This window comes from Acinetobacter sp. Ac_5812 (assembly GCF_013072695.1).
GTDB lineage: Bacteria > Pseudomonadota > Gammaproteobacteria > Pseudomonadales > Moraxellaceae > Acinetobacter.
The window spans coordinates 436,193-456,345 of sequence record NZ_LXUK01000012.1 but is presented as its reverse complement, the minus strand read 5'-3'; the positions used below and the strand labels follow the sequence as shown (position 1 = coordinate 456,345).

15 protein-coding genes and 1 pseudogene are annotated in these 20,153 nt (G+C 38.8%); 6 read left to right on the top strand and 10 right to left on the bottom strand.

From position 1 onward, the window contains the following. The first annotated feature begins 114 nt into the window (after nt 1-114). Together A7P55_RS11190 and A7P55_RS11185 are read left to right on the top strand one after the other, a co-directional pair. Nucleotides 115-486: a copper resistance protein CopC gene (locus A7P55_RS11190; RefSeq protein WP_171552135.1), complete on the top strand. Its 372-nt coding sequence runs from the start codon at nt 115-117 to the stop codon at nt 484-486. Nucleotides 487-562: 76 nt separating this feature from the next. Next, nucleotides 563-1,444, top strand: coding sequence for a CopD family protein (locus A7P55_RS11185; RefSeq protein ID WP_171552134.1), 882 nt, complete (start codon nt 563-565; stop codon nt 1,442-1,444). Between the two features lie 69 nt (nt 1,445-1,513). Here the strand turns inward: A7P55_RS11185 and A7P55_RS11180 are convergent, their stop codons facing one another. After that, entirely contained in the window at nt 1,514-2,755 is a 1,242-nt protein-coding gene (locus A7P55_RS11180) for an MFS transporter (RefSeq protein WP_171552133.1), read from the bottom strand. Nucleotides 2,756-2,852: 97 nt separating this feature from the next. On the opposite strand from A7P55_RS11180, the gene A7P55_RS11175 reads away from it, so the two are divergent. Both A7P55_RS11175 and A7P55_RS22615 read left to right on the top strand, forming a co-directional pair. Further along, nucleotides 2,853-3,302 carry a helix-turn-helix domain-containing protein gene (locus A7P55_RS11175; RefSeq protein ID WP_171552132.1) on the top strand — a complete coding sequence of 150 codons (450 nt, stop codon included), beginning with the start codon at nt 2,853-2,855 and terminating at the stop codon, nt 3,300-3,302. Nucleotides 3,303-3,322: 20 nt separating this feature from the next. Continuing rightward, nucleotides 3,323-3,464 (top strand): annotated as a pseudogene (locus A7P55_RS22615) (copper resistance protein CopD); the annotation flags it as partial. Nucleotides 3,465-3,550: 86 nt separating this feature from the next. Here the strand turns inward: A7P55_RS22615 and A7P55_RS11170 are convergent. Next, entirely contained in the window at nt 3,551-4,954 is a 1,404-nt protein-coding gene (locus tag A7P55_RS11170) for a molybdenum cofactor biosysnthesis protein MoeA (protein ID WP_171552131.1), read from the bottom strand. Nucleotides 4,955-5,303: 349 nt separating this feature from the next. Between A7P55_RS11170 and A7P55_RS11165 the strand changes: the two genes are divergently transcribed. Beyond that, entirely contained in the window at nt 5,304-6,962 is a 1,659-nt protein-coding gene (locus tag A7P55_RS11165) for a GMC family oxidoreductase (protein WP_354667321.1), read from the top strand. A 251-nt stretch (nt 6,963-7,213) separates the two neighbouring features. After that, nucleotides 7,214-7,993, top strand: a complete 780-nt coding sequence (locus A7P55_RS11160; RefSeq protein WP_171552130.1) for a TorF family putative porin — start codon at nt 7,214-7,216, stop codon at nt 7,991-7,993. Between the two features lie 87 nt (nt 7,994-8,080). On the opposite strand, the gene A7P55_RS11155 is transcribed toward A7P55_RS11160, so the two are convergent. The 8 genes from A7P55_RS11155 to A7P55_RS11120 all read right to left on the bottom strand — a co-directional run bounded on the left by A7P55_RS11155 (nt 8,081) and on the right by A7P55_RS11120 (nt 20,142). Then, on the bottom strand, nt 8,081-8,527 hold the full coding sequence (locus tag A7P55_RS11155; RefSeq protein ID WP_171552129.1) for a VOC family protein: 447 nt from the start codon (nt 8,525-8,527) through the stop codon (nt 8,081-8,083). A 141-nt stretch (nt 8,528-8,668) separates the two neighbouring features. Beyond that, nucleotides 8,669-9,535 (bottom strand): cysteine ABC transporter substrate-binding protein, encoded by an 867-nt coding sequence (locus tag A7P55_RS11150; RefSeq protein WP_171552128.1) that lies wholly within the window; start codon nt 9,533-9,535, stop codon nt 8,669-8,671. A gap of 30 nt (nt 9,536-9,565) precedes the next feature. After that, entirely contained in the window at nt 9,566-10,468 is a 903-nt protein-coding gene (locus A7P55_RS11145) for a transporter substrate-binding domain-containing protein (RefSeq protein ID WP_171552127.1), read from the bottom strand. Between the two features lie 18 nt (nt 10,469-10,486). Then, a complete protein-coding gene (locus A7P55_RS11140; RefSeq protein ID WP_171552126.1) occupies nt 10,487-11,218 on the bottom strand; it encodes an amino acid ABC transporter ATP-binding protein in 732 nt (243 codons plus the stop codon). Next, on the bottom strand, nt 11,215-11,886 hold the full coding sequence (locus A7P55_RS11135; RefSeq protein ID WP_171552125.1) for an amino acid ABC transporter permease: 672 nt from the start codon (nt 11,884-11,886) through the stop codon (nt 11,215-11,217). Before A7P55_RS11135 ends, A7P55_RS11140 begins: the two co-directional genes overlap by 4 nt. After that, complete coding sequence (locus A7P55_RS11130) at nt 11,876-12,535, bottom strand: amino acid ABC transporter permease (protein WP_216078026.1); 660 nt, start codon at nt 12,533-12,535, stop codon at nt 11,876-11,878. The genes A7P55_RS11135 and A7P55_RS11130 overlap by 11 nt, the downstream gene beginning before the upstream one ends. A 229-nt stretch (nt 12,536-12,764) precedes the next feature. Further along, nucleotides 12,765-14,144, bottom strand: a complete 1,380-nt coding sequence (locus A7P55_RS11125; RefSeq protein WP_171552124.1) for a hypothetical protein — start codon at nt 14,142-14,144, stop codon at nt 12,765-12,767. A 19-nt stretch (nt 14,145-14,163) separates the two neighbouring features. Further along, complete coding sequence (locus A7P55_RS11120; RefSeq protein ID WP_171552123.1) at nt 14,164-20,142, bottom strand: DUF637 domain-containing protein; 5,979 nt, start codon at nt 20,140-20,142, stop codon at nt 14,164-14,166. Nucleotides 20,143-20,153 lie beyond the last annotated feature (11 nt).

Here is a 20,153-nt window from a genome sequence, read left to right as displayed (position 1 = left end):
AACGTAATTTTCCTGTTGCTCAGAAGTACTGATGCAACTTGGATAATAAAGATGAAAGCTGATGGCGCCGATTGTGTCATCAGTCCCACATCATGCTTTAAAAGAGGATAAAAAATGAGTTTTGTGCAAAACAGTAAAATCATGTTGCGCAACCTGATCATCGGTACAACCCTAACGATTGCAACATCAACCGCTTTTGCTCATGTCAGCTTGATCAGTGCTACACCTGCAGCAAATACCACAGTTTCAACCCAGCCTAAAAATCTAAACCTTAATTTTGGTGATGAGGTGATGTTAATGAAGATTCAAGTTTTAGATGAACAGCGCCGAGAGCTTCCATTGAATTACAAGGTCAGCCATGACCTGAAAAAAACCTTTGATATTGCCATCCCTACACTGAAAAAAGGTAAATACACCGTACTTTGGAGCACCATGGGCAAAGATGGGCACAACATGAACGGTGAATATAGTTTTACTTTGAAATAAGCCAAATCAAACTTGGAATAGATGAGCAACTTGCCAATCTCATCCCTTGACCAGTTGCTCGGTGTTAGGAATAAAAATGATGCCTGAATATTGGATATTCGCCGCTTGGATAATAAAAATTAGCCTATATCTAAGTACTGCTTTTGTCATTGGAGGTGCATTCAGCTATTTCCTCCTCGGACACTATGCTGAAATCAAAAAAGGGATGGTCAATTACATCACCATTGGGGCCGCCCTTGGTTTTATGTCCAGTACGCTGGGTTTCTTGTTTTTAGTTGGAAGCTTTGCCAATACAGGCCTGCTCGGCATGTTTGACTGGAACTATATCAACATTCTGATCAACACTGCGACGGGACATGCCCATCTGCTTCGTATGATCAGCTTTGCATTACTGCTGGCGTTGCTGATTTTTAAACTCAAAATGCACAGAACAGAAATTAGCCTGTTTGAAAAATGCATTTGGCCGATCCCTGTATTGCTGATCGCCTATAGTTTTTCTCAACTCGGCCATGTCACCAACCTCTCCACTTTCGCCCAGCTTTTATTGACGATCCATGTGCTTTTAATGTCTGTTTGGATGGGGTCGCTCTACCCGCTTTGGAAAACCAGCCACATTATCAGTGGGCTACCGTTAAAACAATCTATGCATTTATTTGGACAGATTGCCGCATTTATCGTCGGTATTCTGATTGCATGCGGTATCACTATTGCACTACTCCTGTTTAAGGATTTTGATGTGCTCATCGCCACACCTTATGGACAAGATTTTATCATTAAGCTCGTCTTGGTTATTGGCATTTTACTGTTGGCCGCTTTTAACAAATGGTACTTTAGCCCACGTTTACAACAGGCTAAATTTGCAAAACAACTCGGCTATGCCATTTTGTTTGAAATGTCACTCGGCTTCATGATTTTAATGACCACTGCCTATATCACCACAGTTGTCGGAATTGAATAAAATCACATGGAACTGCTACTCGATGTGAATCATGGCCATTTGAATAAAGCCCTGATTCACTCAAGCGCGTTAAACAGACATGCTGTCTTGTTTAGCATGTCGCGTGATCCACCAAAATAACAAAGCCATGATGCTGATGCAGGCACCGAGCACGCACACCCCTTGCCATCCAGCTCGTGCATACGTCAGGGTACTGCTGATTGCTCCCAAACCACTCCCAGCCGCATAAAACAACATATATAGTCCAACCAAGCGGCTTTGGTTGTCTTGTTGGGTTTGGAAAATCATGCTTTGATTGGTGACATGTAAAGCTTGCCCACCCAAATCCAGTAATAAAATACCAATGATTAACGCAACAATTGAATATTCAATTTGAGCGAATGCAACCCATGACAACAATATAATCAGCAAGGCAAAGCCACTGGTTCTTTGCGCAAAACCTTGATCTGCCCATTGCCCAGCTTTTGTCGCCATCAAAGCACCCAGTACCCCAACCAAACCAAATGCACCAATAGCGGTATGTGAATACTGATAAGGAGGAGAACTCAACAATAAAGCCAGTGCACTCCAAAAAATATTAAACACTGCAAACATCAGCAATGCCAATATGCCTCGTATTTGTAATAGTTTATTGTGATAAAGCAAACTTAACATCGACAAAATCAAACGAGGATAACCCAACGTATTCTGTGTATTGGATCGTACTGGCAAGGATTTCCAAAGTGGGAATGCAAGCATCAACATCAGTGTTGCTGCACAAAAATATACGCTCCTCCATCCAGCCAAATCGCTAACACCGCCAGCAAAAACACGTGCTAATAACAATCCGATAAACACGCCACTTTGTGCTGTGCCAACGACGTATCCGCGCTCATGTGGTTCGGAAACACTTGCAGCATAGGCAATTAGCCCCTGCGTCATGGCAGTCCCTAACATGCCAACAGCAAACATACTTGCAAATAAGCCTACAGCCGTTTTAGTGATGCTTACAGCAGTCAATGCAAGCACCAATCCGAATAGCTGTAATAGCATTAACTGCCTGCGATCGGCTCGATCGCCCAATGGAACTAACAACATTAAAGCGATCGCACAACCAATTTGAGTCACGAGAATGACACTACCAACAGCGGCATAACTTATTGCCAAATCCGTTGCAATTGCAGCAAGCAATGGTTGCGCATAATAAACATTGGCAACACTAAGACCACTAGCAATGGCAAATAGCCACACCAAACTGGTCGGCAATTTTTTTGACTGAATTAAAAGATGTTTTTCCTTTTTGGATAAACAAGACCTACAGGGAATATTCATATATATACCCAAACCAGTTTCAAATTAAAACCAGTTGAATCCTAATTGATCTAGTTTTAAAATGCAACTAGGTCAATCTTAATCTGCTGAGAATGCGATGCCAAACCCTAAAATTTCGAGTCCAGAATTCTGCCCTGTTGCACGGAGTGTTGAAGTGATTGGAGATCGTTGGTCCTTATTAATTGTGCGCGATATAATGGATGGACTACACCGCTTTGGTGATCTGCAACGAAGCCTCAATGTCGCGCGTAACATTCTCTCAGACAGACTACATAAATTAATTGCTGCTGAGATTCTGCAAACACGTGCTGCTTCCGATGGCACAAGCTATCAAGAATATATTCTGACGGACAAAGGCGAACAGCTGTTTCCAATCGTGGTGGCATTGCGCCAATGGGGGGAACAATTTCTTTTTGAGAACAATGAACCTCATTCCATCCTGATTGAAAAAACGACAAGGCAGCCTGTCCCCTTGATGATCCCCATCTCAAATGAGGGTACAGTATTGAGCACAGCAAGCACTGAAGTATTAAAGGTCAATCCATAGAGATTATTCTCTACCTAAAAGGTTTTATGATTAGATTGTGATTTTCGATCAGCATCACGATTGACTGCTTTCAATAAATGCAACTTTACTTCGCATGGAGAACAGCCCCAATTTGCCAAACAGCTGGGCTATGCCATCCTGTTTGAAATGTCGCTTGGCTGAATCATTTTAATGACAACAGCCTTTATTACGACTGTTGTCGGGATTGAATAGTCCAGCGCCTAGTCAATATCAACTGAGTATCCAATTTAATCTATTTTGATAAAATCAAGTTCCTCACCCGATGGAATCGGATGCTCTGCAAATGGCAGAATAATAATGCAATTGGCTGCAATGAAAGCGTCTATCTGGTAAGGATGTTGTTCAATCAACTGTAACGCATATTGACCATCTGCCTCCATTTGATAACGACCCCACAACAACTTTCGATGCTTTAAGTCAGGCTGGATTTGCTGATTGATTTTACCTTTTAAATATAGATGGTCAAAAAAATCGGGAATATGCTTATTTAAAATATATTTCACAAACATATGCATTAGCATGGCAACATCTTGCATATCGCCTGCTAGGCTGATAATCGTTGTTCTATCTTCAGTAATCTCTACACGAGATCCTTTATGATTGCCATTTTCATCATACAGTTGCACAGTTTGGCTGATCTTTGGACTTCGGTCATTACTATTAAAAATTCGGAATTCGTTGGCTGGAATACAACATGTATTCAGTGGACTCTCACCAATACCCTGATAAAAATTAGGCAGCCTTGAAAGCTTAAGTTCAGAAGAATATCTATTAAAAGGAGACCAACACAAAATCAGGTCAAATTCAGGTATTTTCTGGTCAAAAAACTGCTGATGTTCTTCCCAGTCCGCAGTCAATCTCTCATCTAATGCGGGATGATTTTCTTTTTTTAGATTTTCAAAAGCACAATCATAACGTGCTGGTTTGTGTGATTTAATTTCTACCTGATGATATCCCCAAGTTTTTAACAGATCTTTGATATATAAACATTCTTCACTGATCTCATCCTCTTGATCAAAAGGATGCATATTCACGATCAGTATTTTAGGGTGTCGATAAATCGATAGTGTTTTAATTCCCGCACGTCTTAATGCAATTAATTTTTCAGGTGTAATCTTATTATTTTTTTCAAGAATTAAATCACCTTGCTTAAATACACTACTCTGTTGAATAACACCATGCATGACAGCAATAGGAGTTTTTACTTTTACATTTTCAATATCAGAAAAATCTAAGCGCTTATCCTCTTCTAAAATAATTGCATCCATCCCTTCTGGAAGTTTGGTAAATTCAGGTATCTTTGTTAAGCAGCCAGCTAAATTCAATTTATAAGGGTTAATAGAGCGATATAATTGTTGTTTCCAGAAATACAAATCTTTTACTACAACTGGATTTTTTTGGCTGGCATGTTGAGTCAGCTTGGAGTCAACACCCCATCCTGCATATGCTGAAAAATTATTCTGTGGGAAGTTTTGTAGAGCATAGACATCACTTGCATTCACTTGATTCAGAGCATCATCCAACTCAACTAACGTTTTTAAATGACCTTTCGGTAAATGCTGATAAATACGATAAAAAGCATCGGTTAATCTACAGGGAAGATTTTCAGGTACGGGTAGTCGCTTGTGCATAAGTATAATTAAATAATGATTTTAACAATAAGATTAATAATATGAGAACCACTTATTTCTGTATACAAAACAACACACCCCTCCAAAGCATAATTTTATTCTGTATGTTTATAAAACAAATAAGCTAAAAATAGCTTTATATTATCATGGAAATTATAATCATTCTTTTCAAAATCAAATATGAACTTCTCGTCAAGATAAACAAAGCCAATCTAAAATGGCACTAAATTACCTCAGATTGTCTCTATTTCACATCGACCCTACACTTGGAGCAGCATAAAGTAAAAATAGATAAAGCATGATATGCACGACCGAACATACAAAATATTGCCTGAAAGGAGTTCTCGGCATGACAACAAACAATTATGACTATGATTATCTCATTATCGGTTCAGGATTTGGTGGAAGTGTTTCTGCTTGTCGTCTAACTGAAAAAGGCTATTCCGTTGCCGTCATGGAAATGGGACGCCGCTGGCAAGCAGAAGATTTTGCAAAAACTAACTGGAACACCCGTCGCTGGATTTGGCGACCTGGCATGAAACTTTTTGGTTATTTCAATATGCGTTTTTTTCGCCATGTCACCATCATTTGCGGTAATGCCGTGGGCGGAGGCTCAATCACCTATGCCAATACCCTCCTCATACCACCAACGCACATTTGGGATGAAGGTTCTTGGGCTGAAGCAGCCAACTGGAAAGAAGATATGCCGCAACACTATGCTGAAGCAGAACGAATGCTCGGCGTAACTGACAATAAAATTTTTGGTCCAGCTGACCATATGTTAAAACAAATGGGAGAGGCTGTTGGTGTAGGTCACACCTTTAAACCTACTCGTGTCGCTACTTTCTTTCCGCCACAAGGTGAGGAAGGTGGAAAAATCTACCCAGATCCTTATTTCAATGGTGCAGGTCCCGAACGAGCCACCTGCACCGCCTGCGGTGGATGTATGACAGGGTGCAAGCACAATGCAAAAAATACACTCGATAAAAACTATCTATATTTTGCAGAGAAAAATGGGGCAAAAGTGTACGCAGAAACCAAAGTCGTGGATGTTAAACCTTTAAATGGCAAGGTTGATGGTAGCGAGGGTTATGAAGTGATTACGGAATGTTCAAGTTCATGGTTCAACAAACAACGCCGTTCATGGCGGGTTCGTCATGTCATTTTTTCGGCCTCATCACTTGGAACTCAAGAACTGCTGTTCCGTTTAAAACAATCAGGCTCTTTACCCAATATTTCCGCTGATTTAGGTAATCGTGTGCGTACCAATGCCGAATCTATCTTGGGTGTACGTTTTTTTGGAAAAGATATTGATATGAGTAAAGGTGTTGCCATTGGTTCAAGTATTTATATTGACCATGACACGCATATTGAAGCGACCCGATATCAAAATGGTTCAGATGCAATGGGTTTGATGTGTACCTACATGGCCAAAGGAAAACCAGGTTGGACACGTATTTTTTATTGGTTATGGGCATTAATTTGCCATCCATTTATTTTCTTAAAAATGAGTAATCCCATTGGTTTCGCACGGCAAACCCTCATCTTCCTAGTAATGCAAACTGCAGATGCCTCAATCAACATGCGCTTAAAACGTCTTTGGTGGTGGCCTTTTGGCAAGGTTTTATCCAGTGAAGGCCAAACCCTGCCTGTCTACATCCCTCAAGCAAATACTTTTACTGAGAAAGTCGCAAAAATGTTTAATGGGCAACCTATGACGACACTCACTGAAATCTTATTCAATGTGCCCTTTACCGCCCATTGTATGGGAGGCTGTGCTATTGCCTCTACCCCAGACCAAGGTGTAATTGATAGTCAAAATCGTATCTTTAACTATAAAAATTTATATGTGATTGATGGGTCAATGCTCAGTGCAAATCTGGGTGTAAATCCAAGTCTAACCATTACGGCTTTGGCTGAACGGGCGATGTCATTTATTCCAGATAAACAAAGCTGGATATCAAGTTCTCAACCAGAAATTCGATCAAGCCAGACAGATTGTGTTTAACAGACCACTAAAAACTTAGGTTAAAACGTTGAAACTTCAATGTTTTAACCAATACAATTTATCTAGACCTATCCAACTCTATTTAAGTTGTGCAATCAGTTTAGATAGCGTGCAGGACGCTACAAAATAATATGATCATCAGTCAAAATTTATGTTTTTTTTACGCATAATTTACGATAATTTTATTATTTATCAATCAATTAAATCATAATATTCATGACATCTAAATTAACTCATCATTTAGGGATGTCATGAAAGCTTTGCATCATATACTACTTTTAACAACAACGTTCTGCTCAAGCTATGCTTTGGCAACCGATCAGACCACTGGATCAAATTTCAATCTGAGTGGGAATGTTGCTTTGGCGAGTGACTATCGCTGGCGTGGACAAACGCAGACTAAAAATGATGCAGCATTACAAGGAAACTTTGTTGTAAACCATTCCTCTGGATTTTATGCCGCGGCATTTGCATCAAATGTCGATTTCGGTGATGAAGCGCATTTGGAACTAGATCCTTATATCGGTTACACAATTCCGATTCATCTAGCTAAGTTCCAACCAACTCTCGATCTCGGTATGTTGCGCTATAATTACATCGGCAAAAGTGATTTAAATTATAATGAATACTATCTCAAAATGATCATAAGCAATGTCTTGAACGATAGTGATAGCTTCACACCAAGTATCAGTTATACCCCTCAATACGGCGGAAAAGCAACGCGTCAAAACGTCGGTGAAAATGTCAATAATTGGTATTTTAACTTTTTATATAGTAGTCCGATTGCACAAACCAACTTTGCTACAGTTGCAAGCTTAGGCTATTCCAAAGCCAGCCAAGCTATTTATGGTGGAACCGCCAAAGATCATTTCTTCGATTGGAAAATTGCAGCGAATTATAATTATAGACCGATGAACTTAAATGCTGAATTAGCTGCGATTGGAACTGACCTAGACCACACAGGTTATTCCGATAGCAATCAAAAAGGTGTTAAAACCGCCGCAGTGTTTAGTCTGACCAAGTCTTTTTAGAATAAAGATAAGATAGCTGAAGTACAGCAAGCACGAATACACTTTATCGCTTGCTGTATCAGATCGCCTTTATTTGACTGATTTGCTCTAACTGGATTTACGCTGAAAGCCTTGTTGTGCCAATAACTGAGCCCGTGTTTCATAGTCAACCACTTCGAGCACCTGATGTAATAACCACATATAGCCAAAAGGATCTTTAAACATCGCGTTTTTGATGCCCATTTTAGGCATATCCTGCACTGCTTGAATCACCGCGGCACCCGCATCAACTGCTTGCTGTAAGGTTTGCTCGATATCATTGACCGTAATATTAAACCAAATCGGGATATAGCTTTCTTGGGTAGGTGCAAGCAATTGGAAATCAGGGTTTTCATCTAGCATATGAAAATGAACGCCATGAATACTCATAATCACACTATTTTGTCCAACGACAAAATCACCAACTTCAATTCTTTCGACCTCAAAAACCCGCTCATAAAACGCCAATGCAGTCATGGTGTCTTTAACAATAAAATCTATTTCTGTACTTTGCATCTGCTTTTTCTCTGTGTTTTTTTTTATTCTAATCGGCAGTTTTTTGATCACTGTCTATACTTTGTAATAAACACCGATTTACAGCTATAAAAAAGCCAAGCAAGATTCAACCTCGCTTGGCCCTTAGATCATAGAAAATGATTATTCAATAATTAAATCTTTAGCAGGAATGCCATCACCATAAACAGGTTTTAAAGTTTTTTCATAGGCTTGATGGATCACGCCTTGTTTGGCGAGTTTTTCCAAATCTTGATTTAACCAATCCAGCAATTCTTTATTACCTTTTTGAACAGCGGGTGCAATTAAATCCTGCTCACCTAGATTGGTGATCCCCACGGTATAATTTGGGTTTTCTTTTGCCCAAGCTAAGACTAGAAGATTGTCATGGGCCAAGGCCACGCCTCGACCATCTTTTAAAGCATCAAACGTTTCAGTATTTTGCTCATACTTTTGCAGTTTGATTTCAGGATGCTGTTTACTAAAGAAAGAATCCGCTGTGGTGCCTTTATTCACTAATAAGGTTTGATCTTTTAACTGAGCAATATCAGTAATTGGTTTGTTCTTAGGAGAGACCACACCTAAAGCGACTTTTAGATAGGGTTTGGCAAAATCCACCACTTGCACACGTTCAGGCGTCACAGTGAAATTGGCAAAAATAATATCCACTTTATTGGCTTTCAGATATTCCACTCGATTGGCCGCTTCTGTCAGTACAAACTGAACTTTATTTTCATCACCCAATAAATCTTTGGCCACATGTTTGGCAATTTCCACATCAAAGCCCTGATTTTTACCTTGTGCGTCCAGATAACCAAACGGCGGCTTGTCGCTAAATACACCAATACGAACCACACCGTTTTTCTTGATCTGTTCAATACTGGAAACCTGCGCTGAAGTATCTGCGGGCTTTTCAGTCGTCTGTGGATTTTTATTACATGCTGTCAGTCCTAAACTAAATACAGAAGCCAGCAATAATTTTTGAATATTTGAAAATGTTATTGTTTGCATAATTTCACCTTTTTTGTGTTTTAAAATCTGTTATTGCTTCGTGGTATCAACATCTAAAAAGATATTGGGATTCACTTTTTCACCGTAGATCGGTTTCAAGGTTTGGTCATAAATGTTCTGTACCTCGCCTGTCGTCCTGAGCTGCTTGATTTCATCATTCAACCAGTTCAACAATTGGGTGTTGCCCTTTTTCACACCTGCTGCAATAAAGTCTTGATTGCCAATCTGAGGAATACCCGCCACATAATTCGGATTCTTGGCTGCCCATGCCAGTGCGTAGGTACTGTCTTGGGAGATGGCATCCCCCCGACCATCAATCAACGCATTGAAAGCATCGGTATTTTGTCCAAATTTCAACAATTTGACTTTGGGATAGTTTTTACTGAAATAGATCTCCGAGCTTGAGCCCTTATTTACAATTAAGGTTTTGCCTTCAAGACTTTTAACATCGGTAATGGCTTTGGCTTTGGGTGAGACAATCCCTAAGGAGGCTTTTAAATAAGGTTCGGAAAAATCAACCACCTGTTGCCGTTCTGGTGTCACTGAAAAACTGGCAAAAACCACATCAACTTTTCCTGATTTTAGAAACTCAACCCGATTGGCAGCTTCCGCAATCACAAACTGAATTTTATTTTCATCGCCAAGTAGATCTTGAGTGACACGCTTAGCCAGTGCCACATCAAAGCCCTGATTTTTGCCTGCACTATCGACATATCCAAACGGTGGATTGTCCGCAAATACACCAACCCGCAAGACACCATTTTTCCGAATCTGTTCCAGTGAAGTATCGTGTGCCGTAGCTTTGGCTTCAGAGGGTGTTGGTTGATTACAGCCCGTCAACACGCCTGCCATCAATACACAGACCATTCCCAAACCAAACATTTTTATTTTTGAAGAATGGTCATATTGCCCAACTGCTAAATTCAATCTCATAAAGTCCTCTTATCGTTTTTAATAATTCAAAATATTGAGAAAGGTTCTGGCGCGTTCCGTCTGCGGATGCTGAAAAAATGCTTCTGGCGAGCTTTGTTCAATGATCTTGCCCTTATCCATAAAAATAATGCGGTCTGCTACTTTACGGGCAAAGCCCATTTCATGGGTGACGATCAGCATGGTCATGCCTTCATGTGCCAATTTCAGCACCACATCTAGGACTTCCCGCACCATTTCAGGGTCAAGCGCTGCGGTAATTTCATCCAGTAAAATCACTTTTGGTTGCATCACCAAAGCTCGAACAATCGCAATCCGCTGCTTCTGTCCACCGGATAAATTGGAGGGATAATCGTATTTACGATCGAGCAAACCCACACGCTGTAACAATTGATCTGCCAGTTGTTCTACTTCCGCACGTAGACGCTTTTGTGCTTTTAGCGGGCCCAGCAAAATGTTATCAATCACATTCATATGCTTGAATAATTCATAGTTCTGAAACACCATGCCGATCTGCTGGCGCACGTTATCCCATGGCAAATCCTGCCCCAGCACACCCACATCTTTGAGATGAATCTCCCCCTCCTGAATCGGTTCCAATCCGTTGATACAGCGTAACAAGGTACTTTTTCCACAACCAGATGGCCCCAAAATCACCACCACTTCACCTTGTTGTACCTCCAAATCAATGCCATGCAAAATATGACTTTGTTTATAAAACTTATGTAAATGCTGTATCGATAACAAAGTCATGCGTTCTCCCACACTTTTTCTAAATGCGCTGCTAAAAGCGATAATGGATAACAAATCAGGAAATAAAGAATAAAGATGAAACCGTAAATCCACAGTGATGCACTTGGCACGGTCAATAATGAGTTTTCAATAATCTGCTGCCCCACTTTCAGAACTTCCACCATCCCGATCAGTACCGCCAATGAACTGGTTTTGATCATGCGGGTAAACAGATTCAATGCTCCAGGTGTCACTCTTTTTAGGCTTTGCGGGAAAATCACGTAAATCAATGCCTGCACATGATTTAAACCTACGGTATAAGCAGAATCACGTTGATGCTGATCGATCGAAGTAATCGAGGCGCGAACCAGATCGCCCATTTCCGCAGTTCCCCATAAGGTAAATACAAAAATACAGACCCAAAACGATGACAACTGCCAGTTAAACCATGTCGCAAAACCAAAATAAAAAACGAATAAAAGGACGAGGATGGGCACAATCCGTATGGTTTCCAGATAGAAACGGCACAGGATTTTAACCAGCATATTTTTTGAGGTCATGATCACCCCAAAAATTGTCCCGAAGATGGCGGATAAAAACACGGATAGAAAGGCAATTTCGATGGTTTGCAACAAACCATACAGCAAACGTTCGATATGGCTCGGTTGAAATAAATACTCAAGTCCCATGGCTCACCTTCCGACTGCGGTATTCCAGATAACTTGTTAGTGCCGAAACAGGTAACAAGATAATCAGATAGGCGATGATTAATAGAAATAGAGCCTCTGTGGTTTTGTAATCCATCCCAATCAAGTCTTTGGTCACAAACAGAAGTTCCACCACTGCAATGGCACTCAAGATCGAGCTTTCTTTGATTAGAAATAAGCAGTTCGCACCAATGGCTGGAATAGACAATGACAATGCTTGCGGAAACACCACATACTGAAAAACTTGAACAGCGTTTAATCCCACACTTCGGGCAGAATCAATCTGCCCTTGCGCAACTGACTGCAAGCCTGCACGAAAGGCTTCTGCCATATAGCTACCGCCTAGAAAAGTTAGACCAATTACGCCGCAGGTGAATCCATCGAGTTTAATGCCAATCTTGGGCAAGCCGTAGTACAGAAAAAATAACTGAATGAGCAAAGGTGTATTGCGGGAAACCTCGATATAGACTTTGACAATTTTATTCAGTACTCGAACCTGATAAGTGCTAATCACACTACAGATCAGCCCCAATAAAATAGATAACACAATACCAATGAAGGAGATTTTTAAGGTCATGAGGGTGGCCGCATAGAACTGCGGCAGCACACTCTGTATATACTGCCAATCCAAAGAAAACATCCGAATGAAAAATTGATTCTTTTGATAAATACGTTGTTGTTATTTATCTTTGGATGAGTCTATGCTGATTGAAATTTCACATGAAATATTATTATTTGCTAAGCTTTGCTGAAATTTGGATGATAAATGTCTTCTTTATTTTATCAAAACATAAGCACAAGTAAGTAAGCTCTTACTTTATCAAGAGCTTACCAATTAAAATCATATAAATTATAAATAATTATTTAACCTGAAACGAACTAAAAATTGGATCAGAGATTTGTTTAGATTCATTCAAATCGTTACACCAATAATCCATAAAAGTCAGCTTAACAAAGTAACTATCGAAGATAATTAATTTAATTGCAATACGAAATGAGTTGAAATCCTGTTGGTCTGTTTGATCCAAATAAACCACTGAATATTCTTCAAAATGTTCAATCTTACTTTCTACTGTCTGCCATTCTGATACCGCTTGCGGATAGCTTTCCATCAAATCTTGAATACTAGATTCAGCATACTCCTGACGAGTTTCTTTACCTTGGTCAGGTCTATCCCATGCACCAATAAACAACTCTTTTTCAATTGGTGAATCATAATACTCTAGCTGATAAAAAAATCTAATTTCTTCAACTGTTCCAGTTGATAAGTCGGCTTTTTCTTCAGGATAAGCTTGTACAAACCATTCCTGTGATAAAGCAACCTTCCACATATCTGTGTCAATGAGTCTAGATTGATTTAATTTTTTAGGTTCATTTTGAATATCATCACTTTCAACATGTTGCACTGAATTTTCAAGTTTAAAATGCGGTATATTAAAGACTTTAGTGCTATATTCTACTTTTGGAATACGAATTAGATCATTTTCAGATCTCCCTGAAAAAAACCATAAAGTATTACCAGATCTGTATCCTTTATCTGGCGTATAAAATACATAGTTATTTAAAAAACTCTTAACTTCTTCACGCTTAATTCGAACTTCTTCAGTTTTTTCTACAACATCACTAATACTTTCTGTTAATTGTATAAAAATTAATTCTTCTGATAATTTTTCAACTTTAAAGGCTGGTGCATCTAATAATAATTTCTCTCCCCACAAATCAATATATGGCTTACCAAATACGACTCCCCAATACATATCAGGTAGCCAATTACGCAATTGATCCGTTGTTGGCTCAACTCCACCAATATGTGGGTTAGCAAGACTCCAAGTATCATTAACCTCTATATCAATAATAGCTAAGTCAGCATTAAACTCTAGACAAACTTTTTTTACATATTCGGTTAGCTTATTTTGATCAGTTTGTTGTAACTCACTATGAATTACTTCATTAGCATGCATGTTACTATGCATAGGAACACTAAAGGCTCCCCAAGCTTTGGTTTTCTTAGCTCTAGACCAATACAGGCTACCAGCCTGTCCACCACGGTCATCAGGAATTAATGTTTCAATGATGTCTGGAGAGAATTTAATTTTAAACGGCTCCCAAAAACCACATTTTTCGGGAACTAATTCAGGGTGATTTTCACACCTAAACTTTACGCGCCGGAAAAAACTCTCTGGATCAGCTAAATTCTGATGAGTATAAATATTTGTACGAATGGCAGTACTAATTTTCATATCGATGATGTTCCTAAATTTAACTGAAATCTTTTAATATTTTAAGAGCTTGTGTCTTTTGATCAAATGTATAAATAGTTCCTTTAGATTCTCTAATCGTTTGCTCAATCGTACTTGAGTATTTTGTATCTGGATTAATCACTAATTTCACAGGTTTTTTAGTCGCTGCATAGCCTCTAAATTGTTTTGTATCAGTAATATACTTTAAATTTTTGAACTCAACTAATGTACCACCATCCCCAAAAGCATCTGGAATAATATTGATCTGTCCATCTTTTTCTGTTTTAACAGTAATCATTTGTCGATCAGTATTACGTTGTATTCCTAACTTACTAGCAGCGCTCGTTTCAAACTCCTTACCATTCAATCTATTGCGTGTAATAACATCAATTTTATTTTGGTAAACTGTTTGAACAAAAGAACGATCTGTTTTTAATTTATCAAGCTCAGTCTTCGCAAGTTTCAGTGAATCTCCCTTACCAGGTTTTAAGTCAGTTCCAACAATTAAGTCTATTGCCGCTAAAGCACGGTCAAATGATGAGGTACCTCTACCAAATACTGCTAATAAATCATCTGCAATGCCTATCAGCTCATCGGCACTCTGTTTCTTTAGCGATGCCACAATATCATCTTTTGTAACTTGTTTTCCTGCTTTTCTTAATGCATTAAACTCATCCAAAGTCTTAACTAAAACTTTACCAGTCGTGGTTGCTAATTTAACTAAAGAATTATTCTGAATTGCAGTATCAGCACTATTAGCAGCAGTATTTACATCATAACCAGCATATGCTGCGACAGTGCCTGAAACCAATTTACCAATATTCCGGATTTTTAGTTTTTCTGCATCTGTGTATTCGATGCCATTGGCTGGATCAGGCATTAATCCTGCAACGATTTCTCCTACACCAGCCCCAATAGCGCCTGCTTCACAACTAGCTTTCGTTGCAGCCGCTGCTACACAGCCAGCAGCAGCATGAGCAACTTTATGAAGAACATATTCAAATGTATTAGGATCAACTTTATCTAAACTATTTCCAATTTGACTCGCTAATTCACCTTGTAACGCACCTGCCAATCCAGCTAATAAGGCTTTTTGGAGATTATCTTGTAAATTTCCACCATTAATCGCTGTCTGTACTAAAGTTGAGCCAATAGAACTTGTAAAGTTATTCATTAAACGATCAGGAAAATAAGTACTATCAGGCTTAAGGTTTAAAGCTGTACTTACTTGGCTCAATAAACCTGCAGTTACAATACTTGTGGCTAAACCTCTTACCGATTCTTTACTACCTAGCTCATTTAAAGTTTTGGTAATATCCCCTCCGTTATTAATCAGGCTTACACTCGCTTGTGTCGCTAGAGTCGTAATTGCTGCCTGACTCATTGCAACTGCCGATCCACCCAAAGTAGATGCTGTACCACCTAATGCACCTACGGCTGTAGCTCCAGCACCAGCAGTCGCGGCTACTACGATAATAGCAATGATCGCAGCACCAGCTCCTGTCAAACCTTGCTGTTTATAATCCCAATTCTCTTGAGCAAGTTTTACCGCCTCCCAATTCACATCTTTTCGGGCAATAAGATCTTTCAGATATTCATTACCAGGCTGGTTAGAAAGTTTGATCACTTCCGCACGAACATCATTATTCTGACCAGAAATAACTGGCACTTGTACAGTCAGTCCACCATTGGCAATAAACGTTGGTGCAACTGGCCCATTAAAACTTGGAAGTTTTGCTGTTTCGGTGATTGAACCCTTGTCTTGCATAGATTGCCATACGACTGAATTGCTCTCTTTTTTTAGTTTAGTAGAAATATTCGTAATAGCAGGTTCAATAAAAATCTTACCTCCAGATTCTATAGTTGCAGCTTTCAAATATTCAAAATCAGTGCCTACTAATCGCGTATCAAAGCCTGATTTTGTACCAATATAATCAGCAACTAATTTTGTTGGTATTTGTGTTACTACATCATAAGTTGAATTTGTCTTTGCACTATTATATTTGATTCCCATAACCGATGATTTACTATTTACATCAACAGTTGTTTTGGAGGATTCTGGAGCTGTATAAAAATTCAAATTTCCACCTGAACGAATTGAAATTACTCCTCCACCCGCTGTGAGCCTACCACCATAAATTTCTATACTATTTTGTGGGTTTATCTCTTTACTTTCTATATAAATATTTTTTGCTTCAATATCAACTGAAGCGGGTTTTAGTAGCTCACTCTCTGTTACAGTTGTGATTGTCTTTTTCTTTAACCCACCCCACGATCTTTTCTTTTGAACTTTCGTAGAACGATCAAAACTTTGCTCAAGTGCAACATCAAATAAAATATTCTTTTTCGTTTCAATCTTTACATCATTTTTTGCAGAAATACCCACTCCTTGAAGTACAAGGTTATCACTTATGCTATTTCCTACTGTTATTATTTTTATATCAGCACCTTCAATAGTAGTAGGGCTTACATATGAAATTGCTTTATAGTTAGGGTCTGTATCTCTCCCCTGATCATAAAAATCATTATGTCCAGATATAATAATACTGGCATTCATACTCACAGGTTGGTTATTCTTATTTAAGACTGTAGACTTATAAATTTTATCACTTACACCTTGAGCTTCAATATTTACTTTCCCAGCATATCCAGCTTGGATCGCAGCTCCAGTAATATTTATGCCCTTTTTAGAAATAAGATTAATACTTCCATCACCTAGAGTTGTTCTAAGTGTACTTTCCGCATGTTCGAATCCATTCGTTCCATTTTCTAAAAAGTTTGCGGCGCTTTTTAGATCCTCTAATTCTTCTTGCATTTGATTTATTTTTGAAGCACTGTATTTTTTGGAAACTTCAGTCCCTGACAAGATCATTGTCAAGTTAAAAATTTTTTCAAATAATTCAGAGCTATATTTTTTACTTACATAATTATTAAAGTTATTCTTAACTCCATCAATACTAATATCACCCTCACTAGAAACAACATTTATATTTCTACCAGAAATAAAAGCCCCTTGAACTTCTACTTTTTTTCCTTCTAAATTAATATCTCCTGCACCTCCAAGAACAATTTTTTTCTCAGAACCATTACCGTTATTACCACTATATCCTAATAACTGTAAATCACCTTTTTTTGAAATAAATTCAATATTATTATCTCCTTGGATTTTAATTTTCTCTGGATCGAGTATAAGTGAATCATTTGTCTGAATAGAAAGATTCCCTTGTATTTTTTTTAATTCAGGATCACTCGCTAAAAATTTATTGGCCTCTTGGTTAAATAATATATTTCTTGATGAGTCCAGTTGAACATCCTTATTTACGTTAAATGCTCCTTCTGTCTCGATATTGATCGCCCCCCCCTTCAGATTGATGTAATTAAGAGCTTGCGATCCTTTACTTTTCAATGATAATAGTCCAGCAGCCTTTAAATTAAGTAAACCATAAGAATCCCAAATGATTGCTGTTGCTGTAGAACCTTGTTCACTATTCAGATAAATATTTTTTTGGCTATTCAATGCCATATGTTTATCAGAGTTAGCTGTCACTGCTTGCAATGTTAAATTATCCTTAGAAGATAACTCTAGATTTCCCTTAGAATTCAATGAAACAGCTCTTAATTTTGTTTTCCCCTCACTATTTAAAGACAAGTTACCCAAAGTTGTTATTACATCAGCTTCTTCTATCCTTAAGTCACTTTTTTTATTGTTAATCCCTATACTGAGTGCATTCAATGAGCTTCTAATTGGAGTTTCATACCAATCATCAGCACTAACTCGAACATCATAATTAGGTAATATATTCAAACCATTACCACTAATGATCTGAATATCACCTTGCTTTGCTTCTAACCCACTCGCTATGATCGATACACTACCATCACCAATAGAGCCTAAATCTATACCATTTTGCCCACTGATTTTAGTTATTACATTAGTAGTTAACTGATCAGTAGGCCATTTAGGAACCACCATCTGTGGCGAGTTAATTAATAAATCTTTCTTCGCTAGTATTGAAATTTTTCCACTAGTCGATGTGGCTTGTAAGCTATTAACCGTGATACCACCAACTAACACAGAAACATTGATATCACCCTGTGCTGTTAAGGCGGTATTTAAGCTAAGATCACTGACTTTGGATGTAATATTAATATTTTTTTGAGAACTCAGTGCTGTACCCAAATTGATCTTATTGGCTTGTAGCGAGATGTCTTCTTTATTGGACATTGTGCTGCCAACTAAATCAAGTTGATTTGCTGCATCTAATTGAACTTTCCCAGTAATCTGCGGCAAAGCAATACCAGTATTATCCCATTTTAAATTCTGCCCACTATTGACTTTGATATTCTTTACCCGGCTCGCTGAATTTTCTACAGCCAAACCTAAATTTTTTAAGTTAATATCGCCCGTACTGTATAAATTTAAGTCTTTTCCTGCATAGATAGTACCAGCTTGAATATCAATTAAACCTTGGGTATTAGATGAGTCTGTTTGTAAGTTGATAGAACCTAAAGTTGCATACAGCGTATTGCCTGTTAAAGATAATTTGCCCTTACCCGACACATTCAAATCCTGTGCTGCAATTAATCTTGCACCTTGGGCTGTAACGATATCCTTTTGCGACTGGATATATGCGGAAGCACGGTTACTTGTAAGACCAGAGTTTGTAGCTAAATTGATGTTCGCTGCATCTACATATAACTCCCCACTCTGTGAATCATTAAAAATTCGGCTATTCGCAGCTAAATTTAAATTACCTTTGACATTGATCAATAATGGAGATGCTGTAACACCTCCAAGGTTGACCATAATTTCTTTGGCATTTACATTCAGGTTGTTACCTGAATCAATACTGATCATACTATTACTATTGATACTTCCAGATGAGTTGATGTCTCCTGCAACTCCTGTACCTGTCGTATTAATACTCACTAGCCCCTGAGTTTTGCTAGTTGAACTGATTGTCCCTTTATGTTCAATTTTACCATTACTATTCAGCACTACATTATTTAGCGCTTGGATTATCCCCGCATTGTTTACCCCTACCCCTGCTTCATTAGCATATAAAAAAATACTATTTGCATAGAGCCCTCCCAACTGTGCGACATCAATCGCAACTGTGGGTTTTGTCCCTGTTCCTGTCGTTGTAGTAAATCCATCCGTATCAGTCGCAATTGTGTTTGCCCCTGTAACAGCAGTAATGGTTGTGGCATTGACTGGTGCATTAATGACAATGGAGCGACCTAGTAATTCTAATGCAACAGGATTATTGGCATTGCCACCTAAGCCTCTGTTATTCGCATCTGGATTAATCGTGATTGCACCTTGTTTAACGGTATGGTCTTTAATTGAACCATCACTGTTATAACCCAGTACCCCTGTAGAGAGCGTGACCTGATTGGCATTGATAAACCCACCACCATTCACTGTTATGCCTGTTGGGTTGGCAATCACCACGTTTGCTCGTGATCCTAAGACTTCAAGATTACCCTGTAATAAGCTTGGGTTGCTTGAAACCACTTCATTCACAATAGTCGTCGCAGCTCCTTTTGCCAGATTTGGGTTCGCTGCAATGGATGTTTTGGTAATTTGGCTGGTTGCTGCCCCGCGTGAGTTATTCAGGATCACGCCATTTTGATTGACATCAAACTGGGTATAGCTATTACGTGACACACCTGATGCTGAAGGAGCCGTAATCCAGACATTGGCTGCATTGCCTTCTTTGAGCACGGTCGCTTTATGCGCAGCTGCTGCATTATTATTCACCACAACATTGGCATAAATCGGACTAATCGCCATCAAGGCTGAAAGCGCCAGTACCAATTGTTTTAAGGTTCGTTGCCCAGTTGCTGCAATGCCTGAGCCTGTCACATCATTATTGTGGATTGAAGCTTTGATACGTGGGGAGGTATCGCCCTGATGGGATTTTGCCAATTCAGATACTGCGACATAAGTCCCGAGTTTGGCGTTAAATTTTGTGCGGTAAAATTGCTTATTCATCTTTATACCTA

Excerpts from the sequence above, each read along its gene's own strand:
- A7P55_RS11140 (WP_171552126.1), bottom strand. The coding sequence starts at position 11,218 with ATGACTTTGTTATCGATACAGCATTTACATAAGTTTTATAAACAAAGT.
- A7P55_RS11175 (WP_171552132.1), top strand. The coding sequence starts at position 2,853 with ATGCCAAACCCTAAAATTTCGAGTCCAGAATTCTGCCCTGTTGCACGG.
- A7P55_RS11145 (WP_171552127.1), bottom strand. The coding sequence starts at position 10,468 with ATGAGATTGAATTTAGCAGTTGGGCAATATGACCATTCTTCAAAAATA.
- A7P55_RS11125 (WP_171552124.1), bottom strand. The coding sequence starts at position 14,144 with ATGAAAATTAGTACTGCCATTCGTACAAATATTTATACTCATCAGAAT.
- A7P55_RS11180 (WP_171552133.1), bottom strand. The coding sequence starts at position 2,755 with ATGAATATTCCCTGTAGGTCTTGTTTATCCAAAAAGGAAAAACATCTT.
- A7P55_RS11170 (WP_171552131.1), bottom strand. The coding sequence starts at position 4,954 with ATGCACAAGCGACTACCCGTACCTGAAAATCTTCCCTGTAGATTAACC.
- A7P55_RS11185 (WP_171552134.1), top strand. The coding sequence starts at position 563 with ATGATGCCTGAATATTGGATATTCGCCGCTTGGATAATAAAAATTAGC.
- A7P55_RS11120 (WP_171552123.1), bottom strand. The coding sequence starts at position 20,142 with ATGAATAAGCAATTTTACCGCACAAAATTTAACGCCAAACTCGGGACT.
- A7P55_RS11150 (WP_171552128.1), bottom strand. The coding sequence starts at position 9,535 with ATGCAAACAATAACATTTTCAAATATTCAAAAATTATTGCTGGCTTCT.
- A7P55_RS11165 (WP_354667321.1), top strand. The coding sequence starts at position 5,304 with ATGACAACAAACAATTATGACTATGATTATCTCATTATCGGTTCAGGA.
- A7P55_RS11190 (WP_171552135.1), top strand. The coding sequence starts at position 115 with ATGAGTTTTGTGCAAAACAGTAAAATCATGTTGCGCAACCTGATCATC.
- A7P55_RS11155 (WP_171552129.1), bottom strand. The coding sequence starts at position 8,527 with ATGCAAAGTACAGAAATAGATTTTATTGTTAAAGACACCATGACTGCA.
- A7P55_RS11135 (WP_171552125.1), bottom strand. The coding sequence starts at position 11,886 with ATGGGACTTGAGTATTTATTTCAACCGAGCCATATCGAACGTTTGCTG.
- A7P55_RS11160 (WP_171552130.1), top strand. The coding sequence starts at position 7,214 with ATGAAAGCTTTGCATCATATACTACTTTTAACAACAACGTTCTGCTCA.